Source organism: Eoetvoesiella caeni, from assembly GCF_003315175.1.
Classification (GTDB): domain Bacteria; phylum Pseudomonadota; class Gammaproteobacteria; order Burkholderiales; family Burkholderiaceae_B; genus Eoetvoesia; species Eoetvoesia caeni.
This window is the reverse complement of record NZ_QNRQ01000002.1, coordinates 305092-319439: the sequence shown is the minus strand read 5'-3', so window position 1 is coordinate 319439 and position 14348 is coordinate 305092. Positions and strand designations below refer to the sequence as shown.

13 protein-coding genes are annotated in these 14348 nt (G+C 55.8%); 10 read left to right on the top strand and 3 right to left on the bottom strand.

Annotated features, from left to right (window positions below; all coding sequences use genetic code 11):
* The first annotated feature begins 60 nt into the window (after positions 1-60).
* From DFR37_RS05125 to DFR37_RS05115, 3 genes are all read left to right on the top strand, one after another.
* Complete coding sequence (locus tag DFR37_RS05125; RefSeq protein ID WP_113932153.1) at positions 61-1167, top strand: aromatic ring-hydroxylating oxygenase subunit alpha; 1107 nt, start codon at positions 61-63, stop codon at positions 1165-1167.
* Positions 1168-1258: 91 nt separating this feature from the next.
* On the top strand, positions 1259-2251 hold the full coding sequence (locus tag DFR37_RS05120; RefSeq protein WP_113932152.1) for an ABC transporter substrate-binding protein: 993 nt from the start codon (positions 1259-1261) through the stop codon (positions 2249-2251).
* 91 nt (positions 2252-2342) lie between these two features.
* Positions 2343-3104, top strand: a complete 762-nt coding sequence (locus DFR37_RS05115; RefSeq protein WP_113932151.1) for an ABC transporter substrate-binding protein — start codon at positions 2343-2345, stop codon at positions 3102-3104.
* A gap of 25 nt (positions 3105-3129) precedes the next feature.
* On the opposite strand, the gene DFR37_RS05110 is transcribed toward DFR37_RS05115, so the two are convergent.
* Together DFR37_RS05110 and gtdA are read right to left on the bottom strand one after the other, a co-directional pair.
* Positions 3130-4314 (bottom strand): ABC transporter substrate-binding protein, encoded by a 1185-nt coding sequence (locus DFR37_RS05110; protein ID WP_113932150.1) that lies wholly within the window; start codon positions 4312-4314, stop codon positions 3130-3132.
* Between the two features lie 40 nt (positions 4315-4354).
* Positions 4355-5398, bottom strand: coding sequence for a gentisate 1,2-dioxygenase (gene gtdA, locus DFR37_RS05105; RefSeq protein ID WP_113932149.1), 1044 nt, complete (start codon positions 5396-5398; stop codon positions 4355-4357).
* A 387-nt stretch (positions 5399-5785) separates the two neighbouring features.
* On the opposite strand from gtdA, the gene DFR37_RS05100 reads away from it, so the two are divergent.
* Entirely contained in the window at positions 5786-6985 is a 1200-nt protein-coding gene (locus tag DFR37_RS05100; protein ID WP_170139835.1) for an FAD-dependent monooxygenase, read from the top strand.
* Between the two features lie 25 nt (positions 6986-7010).
* Here DFR37_RS05100 and DFR37_RS23415 read toward each other — a convergent pair whose 3' ends face one another.
* A complete protein-coding gene (locus DFR37_RS23415; RefSeq protein WP_113932147.1) occupies positions 7011-7964 on the bottom strand; it encodes a LysR family transcriptional regulator in 954 nt (317 codons plus the stop codon).
* 111 nt (positions 7965-8075) lie between these two features.
* On the opposite strand from DFR37_RS23415, the gene DFR37_RS05090 reads away from it, so the two are divergent.
* From DFR37_RS05090 to DFR37_RS05065, 6 genes are all read left to right on the top strand, one after another.
* A complete protein-coding gene (locus DFR37_RS05090; RefSeq protein WP_113932146.1) occupies positions 8076-8933 on the top strand; it encodes a fumarylacetoacetate hydrolase family protein in 858 nt (285 codons plus the stop codon).
* 12 nt (positions 8934-8945) lie between these two features.
* Complete coding sequence (locus DFR37_RS05085; RefSeq protein WP_113932145.1) at positions 8946-9911, top strand: hydroxymethylglutaryl-CoA lyase; 966 nt, start codon at positions 8946-8948, stop codon at positions 9909-9911.
* 40 nt (positions 9912-9951) lie between these two features.
* Positions 9952-11370: a 3-isopropylmalate dehydratase large subunit gene (gene leuC, locus DFR37_RS05080; RefSeq protein WP_211317221.1), complete on the top strand. Its 1419-nt coding sequence runs from the start codon at positions 9952-9954 to the stop codon at positions 11368-11370.
* Positions 11371-11379: 9 nt separating this feature from the next.
* The gene (leuD, locus tag DFR37_RS05075) at positions 11380-12027 is read left to right on the top strand and encodes a 3-isopropylmalate dehydratase small subunit (RefSeq protein WP_113932143.1); all 648 of its coding nucleotides are present in this window, start codon (positions 11380-11382) and stop codon (positions 12025-12027) included.
* Between the two features lie 117 nt (positions 12028-12144).
* Complete coding sequence (locus tag DFR37_RS05070; protein ID WP_242341713.1) at positions 12145-13371, top strand: CaiB/BaiF CoA transferase family protein; 1227 nt, start codon at positions 12145-12147, stop codon at positions 13369-13371.
* A 276-nt stretch (positions 13372-13647) separates the two neighbouring features.
* Positions 13648-14346, top strand: coding sequence for a fumarylacetoacetate hydrolase family protein (locus tag DFR37_RS05065; RefSeq protein ID WP_113932142.1), 699 nt, complete (start codon positions 13648-13650; stop codon positions 14344-14346).
* Positions 14347-14348 lie beyond the last annotated feature (2 nt).

Genomic DNA, 14348 nt, shown 5'->3' with positions numbered 1-14348 from the left:
TGCCTAAGGTTTTGCCCAGGCAGATCCCGCAACCACCTACTATTCAAGGAGACTTCCAAAATGGATCAAGCGATTGGCAGTACCAAACCAGACTCTCCCGACATGGCAGCAGCTCCCGCTGTCGAGCGCGGGCGGTTCATCAAAAACGCGTGGTATGTTGGCCTATGGGCCAGCGAGCTGCCAGCCGGAACATTGGTGCCCCAGACGATACTTAGCGAGCCCGTGGTCTTCTTTCGCAAGCAAGATGGAACCCCTGCGGCGATTCTGGACCGGTGTGCCCATAGATTTGTGCCGTTATCGATGGGTACGCTCGTCCCCGGAGACCGGGTTCAGTGCCCCTACCACGGCCTGGAGTTCGGCGCAGACGGCCGGTGCATGAACAACCCGCATCCGCCCGGCACAATCCCGACCGCGGCGCATCTGCCCAGTTTCCACGTGGTCGAGAAATACTCCATGATCTGGATCTGGATGGGCGACAAGCCCGCCGATCCGTCCTTGATACCCGATTACAGCTGTCTCGAAACCAGCCCCGCTATACACATTACCGATCCCGGCTATCTAAGCATAAAGGCGAACTACGAGTTGATCGCCAATAATCTGCTCGATCTGTCGCACGTTGTTTATGTACACGGCGGCATACTTGGTAGTCCAGGCCTGGAACAGTCCGACATCAAGCTCGAAACGCACGGCGACGTGGTAACCGTCAGCCGATTCGTCAAAGACGTTGAAACCCCGGGAATGTTCCAAATGATGGCTCCCGAGGGTTATGAACGCGGAGATTCCTTCACCTCCATTTCCTGGTATGCGCCCAGCAATCTCCTGTTGAAAACCGGCTCGTGCAAGACCGGACAGCCGCAGGAGTCAGGCACCGGCTATTGGGGCATTCATTTGTTGACTCCCGAAACCGAACGAACCACCCATTACAGGTATAGCGCCGTAAGATGGAATGTCATGACGCAAGGCGACGAGAAAAATGAGCAAATTCGCCAGAAGATCGGCGAACTGCGCACTTTCGCCTTTGCGGACCAGGATGCTCCGATCATAGAAGCCCAGCAGCGCCGTATTGTTGCGTCGACTACCAAGCTCGAGCCGGCGCTTCTGGCCATAGATGCAGGGCCAGTGCGCTGCAGACGGATACTGGACCGCTTGCTTTTAGAAGACCGCTAACGTGACAGAACGATTGGCATCCAATAGCGCAGCAACAATGCAATATCAAGCAAATCAAGCTTTAATATAAAACGGTATTTAGAAATAATTTATGTCCAAACTCAGAATCAGTTTCGGCTGCTGGAACTATGATCGTACCCGGGCCCTGCAATTAGGCAACGTCCGTCCCGATGGCATTGACCTCAACTATCTGGACATGCCCGTCGAAGAAACCTTCTTTCGCATGCTACGGCATAAAGAATTCGACGCTTGCGAGATGTCACTGTCCTCTTACACCGTTTCCTGCTTTCAGGCCGAGCCGCCCTTCATCGCGATTCCAGTTTTCCCTTCCCGCATGTTCCGGCATTCGTGCATCTATGTGAACGCAGACTCGGGTATTCGCGAACCGAAGGATTTGATCGGCAAGCGCGTTGGCAACCCGGAATACCAGATGACCGCCCCCACCTGGATCCGCGGCATCCTGGCCGATCATTACGGCGTGCCGGTGGACAGCGTGACCTACTACACCGGCGGCGAAGAAGAGCCGGGGCGTCCCGAAAAGCTGAAGCTGGACTTGCCGTCAAACATCAAGGTGCAAAGCATAGGTCCCACACAAACGCTTTCGCAAATGCTGCTGGATGGCGAAATCGACGCACTCTACACGGCGCGAATGCCGTCGAGCTTCAGCAACGGCGCAGGCAAGGTCAAGCGCCTGTTCCCCGATTATGAAAAAGTCGAGCGCGACTATTTTCGCAGCACCGGGATTTTCCCTATCATGCACACGGTCGCCATCCGCCGCGACGTCTACGAAGCCAACCGCTGGGTTGCGCAGTCGCTGATGAAGGCCTTGGTCGAGTCGCAGCTTCACACCTACAAAGACCTCTACGATACTGCTGCGCTGAAGGCGATGCTTCCCTGGCTGACCGCGCATGTAGAGCAAGTACGCGCCGAGATGGGCGAGGACTTCTGGCCTTACGGCTTCGAGAAGAACGAGAAGACGCTGGCAACCTTCTTGCGCTATTCATACGAGCAAGGCTTGTCGAAGCGGCTGCTACAACCGCGCGAGCTGTTCGCCCCCGAGACGCTGGAATCATTCAAGATTTGAGTGGGCGGCGAAGATGCTGTAATGCTCTTTGAGTCCTGCAAGAGTCGTCTCTACAATGTAGGCTGGATTTATGCCAGACCCAAGGAGCATTATGGCGACCCATGATTTGAAATTGAGCGAACCGGATTGGCACGCCGATGCGCTGGCTGTGCGCCAATTGACACCTAAAGGAAAGTTGCGGGCCGCCATAAATTTCGGTAACCCGGTATTGGCTCAGCGCGATCCGCTTTCTGGCGAGCCGCGCGGCGTCAGCGCCGATCTTGCCCAAGGGCTCGCACAGCGTTTAGGCGTTCCCATCGAGTTCCATGCATTCGATACCGCAGGAAAAGTCGTCGACGCCGCTTTGGACGATGCCTGGGATATTGCCTTCATGGCTATCGACCCCAAGCGGGCCGAAAGCATAGCGTATACGGCGCCTTATGTACTCATCGAAGGGACGTACTTGGTACGCCAGAGCGCTTCCTTTCGCAATATTGAAGACCTTGATGTTCCCGGCGTCCGGATTGCGGTGGGCAAAGGTGCCGCATACGATTTGTTTTTGTCGCGTACGTTGAAGCATGCTTCTATAGTTCGACTGGACCGTTCAGAAGATGCCATAGAACAATTCGTAGCCTTGGGGCTGGATGCGGCCGCGGGCGTGCGCCAGCCGCTTCAGGCTCATGCAAGCGAACACACGGGCTATCGTGTTCTGGATGGCCGTTTTACCGTCATCGAACAGGCCATGTGCTGCCCTCGCGGCCGGGAGGCCGGAGCAAGACTGCTTGGCGAGTATCTGGACTTCGCTAAAAGATCCGGCATGGTGGCCGATGGCTTGCGACGCAGCGGCCAGGGTGATGCAACTCTGGCCCGCTAGACAGGAAAATAGCAGATCCCTGTCTTCAGTTCGTTTTACCCGTATTCAGGACATGCTCGATAGTATCGAACTCGACGTTGTACAGTTGGCCATCGACTCGTTCAACCTTGCGGACGTAAACATTTTGGATGAAGTCGCGGGTGTTGGGGTCCAGCGTGACCGGTCCGCGAGGGCTTTCGAAGCTTTGGCCTTTCATTGCTGCCAGCAGGGCGTCGCCATTGTTTGCATCGGTGGCGTTCTTTATTGCGTTATAGATGACATGCATGCCGTCGTAGCCGGCCACACCGAAGAAATTAGGCCTTTTACCGTTGCTGATTTTTTTGAAGTCAGCGACGAATTTCTTGTTCATCGCGGAAGGATGGGCGGCTGAATAATAGTCCGAAGTAATTATGCCCAGTGTTTCGTTGCCGGCCTCGTTCAGATAGTCGTCGTCCGTTACGGCCCCGTGGGCTATTAAGGGAATGCCCTTTTTGGCCAGCCCCCGTGCTGCATATTCCTTGAGGAAGGACGCACCCGGGCCGGACGGCAGCATGACGTACAAGGCGTCGGGCTTGAGGTCCTGCACCTTGCGTAGAAATGGCGCGAAGTCGGGATTGGCCACCGGTACGCGTATTTCGCTGGCGATTTGTCCTCCTGATCCGACGAAGAACTCCTTGAAGGCTTTTTCCGACTCATAGCCCGGTGCATAGTCGGGAACCAGCGTGACGACCTTTTTAATGCCTTGCTTGGCCGCCCATGCTGCGGTTCCCATGGTTACCTGCGGAATAGTCCCGCTGGTACGAACGGCATACGGAGTGGCGTTAATTACGAGCAAGGTCTGGGCCGCCATGATCACCATTGGCGTCTTGGTTTGCGTGGCGATAGGCGCTACAGCCAGAGCCAGCGGAGTCAGCCCAAATCCCGCAAGCACATTGACCTTGCCGCTAACGAGTAGTTCTTGGGCCAATCTTTTGGTGTCGGCGGGATTGCCGGCATCATCGCGCGTTATGACTTCAACTTTTCGGCCTGCTACTTCAGTCCCATACTGCTGGAGATAGGCTTGCACGCCGCTCTCGACCTGGTGCCCGGTAGAGGCGAACGGACCTGTCATAGGCAGGATGAGGCCTACCTTGAATGTGTCTTGGGCCGCAACAGCGCTACCCATAGGCAGGCCAACCAGGGTTAGAGCGGCGGTAATCAAAGTGGTTTGAAGGAATAATCGCTTTTGCATGTGGAGTCTCCGTGGTTTTATTTATGGATGTGGGCTTTTGTTATTCCATTGCCTCGCGCCAAAGATCCAGCGCCTGTTGTACTGGCCGGTCGGAATAACTGAACATCACCGTGTCGCTGTCCGCCTCCAGCCGGTAAGGCATCCATGAAGGGCAGACGAACACGTCTTTGGGACCGAATTCGAGGATCTGGTCGGCAATAAGGCACCGGCCTTGTCCCTCGACAACGGTGTAAATCGTGGAGTCGGTGGAACGGTATGAGGCACCAAGGAAACCGGCAGGTAGTAACTGCATGAAAGTTCCCATCGTTGGAATGGCCCAACTGCCGGTAACCGGATTCGTGTATTGCAGCTTATGGCCCCAGCAGGCGTGTAGTTCGTCATGAACTCTTAACGTTTCAAGCGCCTCGCGAGTACGCTCGTACGGATACCAAAACAGGGGTGAAGTATTGGAGCTGGGTTTGTACTCGACAGGTTTCATGGTGTTGCCGAACCTGGCGAGGTTGGTGTTGGCACCTTGAGTGGTCTGCTGGGATTGGCTGGTCCCCTTTTCCATGAACTGGGCGTCGAGCACTTCGACTATGGGCAGATCCAGCCCGTCGAGCCAGACCATCGGTTCGCTGGATGGGTTGCCGTGGTCGTGGAATGTCCAGGAAGGCGTGATGACGAAGTCGCCGACGTTCATGGTGACTTTCTCGCCATTAACGGCAGTGTACGCACCCTGTCCTTGTAGGATGAATCGTAATGCCGACTGGGAATGCCGATGCATAGGAGCTATTTCACCTGGCATGATAAGCTGCAGTCCCGCGTAAAGGCTGTGTGTAATACGGGTTCTACCGCGCAGGCCGGGATTTTCCAGCACAAGCACGCGCCGTTCGGCTTCCTGCGCTGTGATCAGGTTGCCGGCCTCAAGCAACCAAGGCCATAGCTGCTGCCACTTCCATAAGTGCGGTACACAAGGCGTATTGGGTTGGGCGGTGATGATGCCGTGTAGTACCTCCCACAGTGGAGTTACATTTGCGCCGCCTATCTTCTCGTAGAAAAACTGGCGCTCGGAAGGCGTTGCTTGGTCTATTCGCGACAACATTTTAAGTTTGCCTTGCTTGGGGTTGGTGAGGAGGGCTCTTGATGCGGGGTGAACCTGCACACAAGCCGCTCGGACGCTAAAACCCAGTCTGTAGCATTGTTCTTGTGCTTGCAATTAGCTCCTGTTTATAAGGCCTATCGTATTTTTAAATACCGAGATTGGCCTCAAGCATTTCTTTGTTCATATCGCTTGACGGGGCATGTCTATATTGGCCGCTCGCCGGTGTGGCCCGCGACTTCGCGGGCGACGTCTATTTAAAATCGCTATAGCATCAATCAACGCGGCTTTATTGACGGTCGGTACGCGGATCGCGGACGATAGATTACAAATCGTGTGGCCTCGCTTGGGCCTCGCGGTAATCAGATCACTACGATAAAGGAGGCGGAGTTGAGCGCACGTAGCACTATTTTAATTGCGGGGGGAGGGCTGGGCGGCCTTTCAACCGCGCTAGCGCTGGCACAGCAGGGCCGCTCTGTTCATGTGCTGGAGCAGGCTCACGAAATTGCCGCCATCGGCTATGGAATACAGTTGGGGCCCAATGTTTTCAATGTGTTCGACCGCATAAACCTCAGCGGCGAAGTCATGGCGATTGCGGATTTCCCCGACTCGGTCGTCATGACCGACGCGGATAGCGGCAAAACATTGGTTGATATTCCCGTGACGACACAAGACTATAAACGGCGCTTTAACCACCCCTATGTTGTGGTGCATCGAGCCGATATCCATAATATTTTACTGGATGCATGTCGCAAAGCGCCCGGCGTTGAAATTACCGTGAATGCATCGGTGATCGCTCACGAAGATCTGGGCGATCATGTGCGCGTTACGTGCTCGGATGGCCGTACATTCGAAGGCGCGGCTTTGATTGCCGCCGATGGCCTCAAGAGTCGGGCTCGCGAAACTCTCGTCAATGATGACTTGCATCCCACCGGCTATGTTGCGCATCGGACTATCGTCGACATGGACAGCATTTCCGCCGATTTCCCAAATAAGAAGGACGTAGTCTTGTGGGGCGGGCCCGGATACCACGTGGTGCATTATCCGCTTAGGCATGGCACTCTATTCAACATTGTGGCGGTTTTCAAGGATCCGGCGCCGCATCATGGCGATCAGCACGTTACCCACGAAGAGGATGTCCGGCACGTCTATGCCAATGCTCATCCCGCCTTGAAAAATATCCTTTCTTTGATGAATCTTGAGCGACGTTGGGTGATCGCGGACAGGAAGCCCGTGAGGCGATGGAACAGAGGAAGGGTTGTGCTCCTGGGTGATGCCGCGCACCCGGTTTTGCAGTCTTACGCTCAAGGTGCAGGGATGGCGATCGAAGATGCGGGCTGCATCGCTAATTTGCTAATGCATCACGACTATGAAAACGCCTTTGCCGAGTTTTCAAAGCGACGCGCGCAACGCACCGCGCGCATGCAACTGGAGTGCAGGGAAGTCTGGAAGTTCTATCATGAGGAAGGAACTGCACGCGATGTCCGTAATAGAGGGCTGGAGGGGCGCACCCCTGATGATTCTTACAAGTGCCTGGACTGGATTTGGAATGGAGGTACAGATCCGGTAATCAGCGGCTTAACACCTTGATGACTTGCAAATAAAAGGCACCCAGCTAGTTGCGATTGATTTGAGTGCCGGTATCCTCCACCGCCGACTCGACCGGAGGCAAATCTATAAAGGTATTGAAAATGATCTGCCGCAACCAGCGGTTGGCAGGGTCGTGATGGTAGCGTTCGTGCCAGTATTGTCGAACTTCGTAGGCGGGCATGGGGAAAGGGATTTCGAATGCCCGTATCCGGCCTCCTTGTGCAAGCGTGTTGGCCAAGCGCGCAGGGACGATGGCCAGCAAGTCGGTGGCAACGATAATTTGCTCGAGCCCCAGAAAAGACGAAACCCTGGTTTTGATTGAACGAGTTATGCCTTCGGCGTGCAAGTGTTTGTCCAGCAATGAGTGACCAGTACCAGGCGCGACAAGAGACAAGTATTCTTCTTTGAGAAGCCGCGCCGTGCTTAAGGAGGAGTCGTTTGCGAGGCGCGGATGCTGCTTCCTGGCTATGCAAGCGTAATGCTCTGTAAATAGCCGTTGCTGGTAAAAGCCTGTGTTCAATTCCGCCGCATAGCCTATGGCTATGTCGATTTCGCCTTGCGCCATTGCCAATGCCGTTTGATCGTTCAGGTCGGTTGAATCGACTTGAATGCGCGGTGCGGATGATTCGAGAATGCTCAACAACGGAGGCAGCAGGACCATTTGAGCGACATGGCTCAGCCCTAGATGAAATCTTCGGAGTGAGCTTTCGGGGGTGAAGGGGACAAGCTGTCCGCGGTTTGGGCCGAGCAGATCCAAGAGTTGGTCTATAGGGGCAATGAGAGTTTGCATCAGAGGGGTGGGCATCATGCCCTCTGGGGTCTTTACGAATAAAGGATCACTGAAATAATTGCGCAAATTTCCCAGGCGAATGCTTATGGCTGGCTGGCTTAGACCCACATTCTTGACAGACGCGGTGATGCTTCGAGTTTTATATATTTCTTTCAGAATAAGGAAGTCTGATAAGTCGAGGTTGGCCATGTTGATGTCGGTCGCAAGATGTATTTAAGAACGCAATTTAACGTATTAAGAGTAGGGCATTGTGGCCGTCATAGCAATGCTTGAGAATGGCTTTAATAACGAGGAATCATTATGCGTATATGTCGGTTTAATAAAGATCGCCTTGGGGTGATAGAAGACGAATTGGTTTTTGATGTGACTGAGGCACTGGATGTGTTGACGGCCAGCCGCTACCCGCTACCAAGTTTTGACCCGTTCATTGCCAGTCTTGATAAGGTGCGGGAAAAGATCAATGTGCTCTTGCCATCGGCCGCCCGTTTTCCTCTGAAAGACGTGCAGTTGCTAAGCCCAATTGCCAATCCCGGCAAGCTGATAGCGGCCCCGGTGAATTACACCAAGCATCTGGAAGAGGCCCGCTCAGATCCGGCTGTCCATCATAATAATAAGGTCGAAGAGATTCAGCGTATAGGGTTGTTTCTGAAAGCCAATAGCTCGATGGTGGGCGCTGGCGCAGGAGTGGCTGTGCGCCACCCGGAGCGCCGCAATGACCATGAAATCGAACTGGCGGTTGTCATCGGCAAGCCCGGGGTTGGGATTTCTCGTGTGGATGCTTGGGACTATATTGCCGGCTATTGCATTGGCCTGGATATGACTGTGCGTGGCCCCGAGGAGCGAAGCATGCGCAAGTCGGTGGATAGCTACAGCGTGCTTGGCCCTTGGCTTGTTACGGCGGATGAGCTGCCCGACCCGACCAGTTTGAATTTCCAGCTCAAGGTCAATGGCGAAGTCAAGCAAAGCGCAAATACTAAAGACTTGCTTATTGGCATTCCAGAACTTATTGAGTTCGCTTCTTCGTTTTATACCTTGCACCCGGGCGACGTTATCTTTACGGGCACTCCCGAAGGAGTAGGCCCCGTGCAAGCCGGAGACCGCATTGAGGCGGAATTCGACAAGATCGGACGGATGGAGGTTGCCGTTCGGGCAGCATAGGTAAAGCACGTTATGGTTCCCACCAAAAATCCCCGTCTTTATATTCATGAAGTTTCTGTTCGGGATGGATTCCAGATAGAGCCGGAATTTATCCCCACAGAGCAGAAAGTCGCCTTGGTGAACGCGCTGAGCCGTACTGGGGTGGCCAAGATCGAGGTCACTTCATTTACGTCGCCCAGGGCGATTCCGGGATTGGCGGATGCGGAGGCGGTCATGGGCCGGATCGATCGTGTTCCGGGGGTTCAGTACGCTGCGCTGGTGCCTAATGTACGGGGCTGTGAACGTGCGCTGGCCTGTCAGGTCGATGAAGTCAATGTGGTGATGTCCGCCAGTCAAAGCCATAACGTGGCTAACTTGCGCATGACGCCGGAGCAGTCGCTCGGTCAGTTCGCCGACATCGCCAAGCTGGTGGATAGCAAGGCATTTTTGAATGCCTCGCTGTCGACAGCTTTTGGTTGCCCGTTCGAGGGCCAGGTGCCTTTGTCGCGCGTGCTGGAGATGATCGATCGCTTTTCCGATATCGGTATTGAAGGCGTCACGCTATGCGATACGACAGGCGTCGGGAACCCACGCCAGGTCATGGAGGCCTGCCTGGCGGTACAGGATCGTTGGCCTGCCATGGTTTTCACGGCGCATTTTCATGATACGCGCGGGATGGGGCTGGCCAATGCGTTGGCGGCATTGCAGGCGGGCATTGTGCGGTTCGACGCGTCATTGGGTGGGCTGGGCGGATGCCCCTTTGCGCCTGGGGCAAGCGGCAATGTGTGTACCGAGGATCTCGTTCATATGTTCGAAGCCATGGGCTGCGACACCGGGGTCGACCTGGATGGCCTGCTCGACTTGGCCAGGCTCTTGCCGGATATTGTCAAACACGGGGTTCCTGGGCAAGTGGCAAAAGCCGGGCCCTCGACTCGGCGTTACCCGCTGCCCGCGGGGCAGGACGACGCGGGCCAAACGGCCGGTGCTTTTTGCAGTTGATCCGCTTTTGCGGAATGTCTTTGGCGAGTGAATCATGGCAATAGCGCGTACTTTGTTTGAAAAGCTTTGGCAGCGTCATTTGGTGGATGAGACAGCGGAAGGGCTTTCTCTTTTGTACATAGATCGTCAGCTTGTTCACGACGTGACCAGCCCGCAATCGTTTGAGGGACTGCGTTTATCCAACCGCAAGGTTCTGCGCCCCGAGACCGTCTTGGCGACGGCCGATCATAATGTGCCCACGACCACGTTGGAGCGTTCATCAGGCGCCGCGGGCATCGTCGACCCTTTGTCGCGTATACAGGTGGATCAGCTTTCGCGAAATTGCGATGAGTTTGGAATTTCCGAATACAAGCTGGGAGACAAACGCCAGGGCATCATTCATGTCATTGGCCCCGAGCAGGGGGCGACATTGCCGGGTATGACTGTAGTGGCGGGCGACTCGCACACCAGCACGCATGGTGCGTTTGGGGCTCTGGCTTTCGGTGTGGGGGCGTCTGAAGCCGAACACGTACTGGCCACGCAGTGCTTATCGATGCGCCGGATGAAGTCTATGCTGGTCAAGGTCCAGGGCGACCTTCCTGAAGGCGTGACGGCGAAAGACTTGATTCTTTGGATTATCGGGCAGGTGGGAACGGCCGGGGCTACCGGCTACGCCATCGAGTTTGCCGGCGACACGATCCAATCGCTGTCCATGGAGGGCCGCATGACTTTGTGCAACATGGCGATTGAAGCCGGTGCAAGGGTCGGTTTGGTCGCTGTGGACGATAAGACCATCGATTATGTGAGAGGTCGTCCGCTTGCTCCCAAGGGAGATGACTGGCAGCGGGCAGTAGCGTATTGGCATACTTTGCACAGCGATGAAGGCGCGCAGTTTGACCGCAGCCTGGAGGTCGACGCGTCCTGTTTACGCCCAATGGTCAGTTGGGGCACTTCTCCCGAAATGGTGGTGCCAGTCGATGGCCGGATTCCCAATCCTGCATTACAACGCGATTCCGTGCGGCGTAGCGATATGGAGTCGGCGCTTGCTTATATGGGGCTTGGGCCGGAACAGGCCATTACGCAAATCCGGCTCGACAAGATTTTTATAGGCTCCTGCACGAACGCGCGTATTGAGGACTTGCGTAGCGCTGCCGCCATAGTAAAAGGCAAGCGTGTGGCGCCTACGATCAAACTGGCGCTGGTTGTGCCCGGTTCGGGTTTAGTCAAAGAGCAGGCAGAAAGGGAAGGACTGGACACCGTTTTTACGGATGCGGGCTTCGAATGGCGCGAACCTGGCTGTTCGATGTGCCTTGGCATGAATGCGGATCGACTGGGAAAGGGAGAACGCTGCGCTTCGACCTCCAACCGGAACTTTGAAGGGCGCCAGGGGGCAGGGGGGCGTACGCATCTCGTCAGCCCGTCCATGGCGGCTGCTGCTGCCATCGCCGGCCATTTTGTCGATATCACACAGAATTGGTAAGGAGCAAACATGGAAGCTTTCGTTTCGCTTGACGGCTTGGTCGCACCGCTGGATCGCAGCAATGTTGATACCGACGCTATCGTGCCCAAGCAGTTTCTCAAGTCGATCGCGCGTACCGGATTCGGAGCCCATTTGTTTGACGAGCTGCGATTCCTTGACCCTGGCGAGCTAGGGCAGGATCCCGATACACGCCGCAAGAATCCCGCATTTTCGTTGAACGAGCCGCGGTACGCCGGCGCGCAGATTTTACTGACGCGGGAGAATTTCGGTTGTGGCTCAAGCCGCGAGCATGCACCTTGGGCCTTGCATGATTATGGCTTTCGAGCGCTGATTGCTCCCAGCTTCGCCGATATTTTCTACGGCAACTGTTTCAAAAACGGCTTGCTGCCCGTGGTATTGGAAGCGGCCGTGGTGGACGAACTGTTCGATGCATTGCGCCGCAACGTGGGCTATCGTTTATGGATTGATTTGCCTACGCAAACGGTCAGGGCGGCGTCCGGACAAACCTGGGCTTTCGATGTGGACGCAGCGCGCAAGCAAAGCTTGCTGGCAGGGCTGGATGATATTGCCATGACTTTGTCCGGAATCGACAAGATTCACGGCTACGAGGCCGTGCGTCGACAGCAAGAGCCCTGGTTGTTTGGCGGGGTCGATTAAGCCGGCTGGATTGAGGGGATATTTAGACTTCAATTTATAATGGCGGCAGCATGGGCGGCTGTTTCGCGTGCGTCGCCGGGGCCGAACGATCGTCGCTTCGGCCTGAATGGGACAAACATGGATCAAATGGCTCAGGAATCAAAACAAGATCAGCAGGTACAGGCCCTGGCCGGCGTGAAGGTGCTCGAGCTGGGGTCGCTCATTGCCGGTCCGTACGCCAGCGCGTTGCTGGCGCAATTCGGCGCCGACGTCATCAAGGTCGAAGCCCCCAAAGGAGGCGATCCTTTGCGCAACTGGCGCAAGCTGCACGAAGGCACTTCGCTGTGGTGGTATGCGCAAAGCCGCAACAAGAAATCGGTGACGTTGGACCTGAAGTCGCCCGAGGCGCAAGAGATAATCCGCAAGCTGGCCGCCGAGGCCGATGTCGTGATCGAAAATTTCCGGCCTGGAACTCTTGAAAAGTGGGGCATAGGCTGGGAACAGTTATCGGAAGTCAATCCCAAGCTCATCATGCTTCGTGTCTCTGGCTATGGCCAAACCGGGCCGTACAGCCAGCGTCCGGGCTTTGCCGCCATTGCGGAATGTATGGGCGGCTTGCGCTACGTAACCGGCTACCAGGATCGCGCACCGGTGCGCGTGGGGGTAAGCCTCGGCGATACCCTGGCTTCCCTGTATGGCGTCGTCGGCGTGCTTATGGCTTTGCACCACCTGAAGGCCAATGGCGGCAAAGGCCAGTTTATCGATGTGGCGCTAAGCGAGGCGGTGCTGGCGGTGATGGAAAGCCTGATTCCCGAATACGCCATGACCGGCCATATCCGCGAACGGTCGGGCGCCGCGCTGCCGGGGATTGTGCCGTCCAATACCTATTTGTGCGGCGATGGCCGCTATGTTGTCATTGCCGGTAACGGCGACGGCATATTCAAGCGCTTGATGAACGCGATAGGGCGCGACGATCTGGCTGCCGACCCCGAACTGGAGCACAACGAAGGACGCGTGCGCCATACCGAGATGCTGGACAATGCAATCGGGGAATGGGCCGGCCGGCACGACCTGGAAACCATACTCAGTACGCTGGACGGGGCATCCGTGCCTTGCGGTCGTATTTACACGGCGGAAGACATTTGCAACGATGCGCATTTCCGTGCGCGCGAAATGATCCAGAACTTTCAGTTGCCCGATGGGCAGCCGATCGAGCTGCCGGGTATTGTTCCCAAGCTTAGCGCCACCCCGGGCAAGACCAACTGGTTGGGGCCCAAGCTTGGGCAGCATACGAAGGAAGTATTGGAATCCATAGGCGTCACGCCCGAGCAACTGCAAAAACTGCGTCAGGCCGGGCTGGCTTAAGGCGCGACCCGTCGTGTCTTGCATATCCAATTGGGTATGATTAATACGAATTTTTCATAAATAATCGTATATCAAAATATACACAACCGCGTATAAAAACCGTATAGTCGATGTAATGGCCTACATGGGCCGCAGGCTGGCGCGCAGCCGCTTTCTGCCTGTTTCGGCGCGTTGCCGGGCAAACAAGCGGCTTGTTTATTTTCTTTCGCCGGCCCCCTAGCCTTCCGTTGTGTACAACCAAAGTCTTTAATATTCGCTTCCAAGAGGTCTGATCCTATGTCATATGTTGTGACTCCCCCCGCCGTCGTTTCCGTTCCCGTTGTCGGCAGCACCGACACGTTTCCCGTTCGCCGCGTGTATTGCGTGGGTCGCAACTATGCTGCACACGCCCGCGAAATGGGTTTCGATCCCGATCGCGAACCGCCGTTCTTCTTTTGCAAGCCGGCCGATGCCGTCATACCCGTGGCCTACGGCGAAACCCTGAAGGTGCCCTATCCTTCGGAGACCGCCAACTATCACTACGAAATCGAACTGGTTGCCGCAATCGGCAAAAGCGGCTCGAACATCAGCGTTGAAGACGCGCTAAGCCATGTTTGGGGCTACGCTGTGGGCCTTGACATGACGCGCCGCGACCTGCAAATGAAAATGCGCGAAATGGGCCGTCCATGGGAATTGGGCAAGGCCTTCGATCAAAGCGGTCCTATTGGCCCCATGCACCCGGCCGCTTCGGTGCACAACATTGAAAAGGCCGCCATTACGCTGGATGTGGATGGCGTGCGCAAGCAAAGCAGCAGCATCGACAAGCTGATCTGGTCGGTGGCTGAAACGGTCAGCTATCTTTCGAAATATTTCAAGCTTGAAGAGGGCGACATCATCTATACCGGCACGCCCGAAGGCGTGGGCCCAGTCGTGGCCGGCCAAACCATGGTGGGTTCGGTCGAGGGCCTGGGCAGCATTACCGTCGCTGTGGTGTAAGC

Excerpts from the sequence above, each read along its gene's own strand:
- DFR37_RS23415 (WP_113932147.1), bottom strand. The coding sequence starts at position 7,964 with ATGGCCAACCTCGACTTATCAGACTTCCTTATTCTGAAAGAAATATAT.
- DFR37_RS05115 (WP_113932151.1), top strand. The coding sequence starts at position 2,343 with ATGGCGACCCATGATTTGAAATTGAGCGAACCGGATTGGCACGCCGAT.
- DFR37_RS05110 (WP_113932150.1), bottom strand. The coding sequence starts at position 4,314 with ATGCAAAAGCGATTATTCCTTCAAACCACTTTGATTACCGCCGCTCTA.
- DFR37_RS05125 (WP_113932153.1), top strand. The coding sequence starts at position 61 with ATGGATCAAGCGATTGGCAGTACCAAACCAGACTCTCCCGACATGGCA.
- DFR37_RS05065 (WP_113932142.1), top strand. The coding sequence starts at position 13,648 with ATGTCATATGTTGTGACTCCCCCCGCCGTCGTTTCCGTTCCCGTTGTC.
- leuD (WP_113932143.1), top strand. The coding sequence starts at position 11,380 with ATGGAAGCTTTCGTTTCGCTTGACGGCTTGGTCGCACCGCTGGATCGC.
- DFR37_RS05120 (WP_113932152.1), top strand. The coding sequence starts at position 1,259 with ATGTCCAAACTCAGAATCAGTTTCGGCTGCTGGAACTATGATCGTACC.
- gtdA (WP_113932149.1), bottom strand. The coding sequence starts at position 5,398 with ATGTTGTCGCGAATAGACCAAGCAACGCCTTCCGAGCGCCAGTTTTTC.
- DFR37_RS05090 (WP_113932146.1), top strand. The coding sequence starts at position 8,076 with ATGCGTATATGTCGGTTTAATAAAGATCGCCTTGGGGTGATAGAAGAC.
- DFR37_RS05085 (WP_113932145.1), top strand. The coding sequence starts at position 8,946 with ATGGTTCCCACCAAAAATCCCCGTCTTTATATTCATGAAGTTTCTGTT.
- DFR37_RS05070 (WP_242341713.1), top strand. The coding sequence starts at position 12,145 with ATGGATCAAATGGCTCAGGAATCAAAACAAGATCAGCAGGTACAGGCC.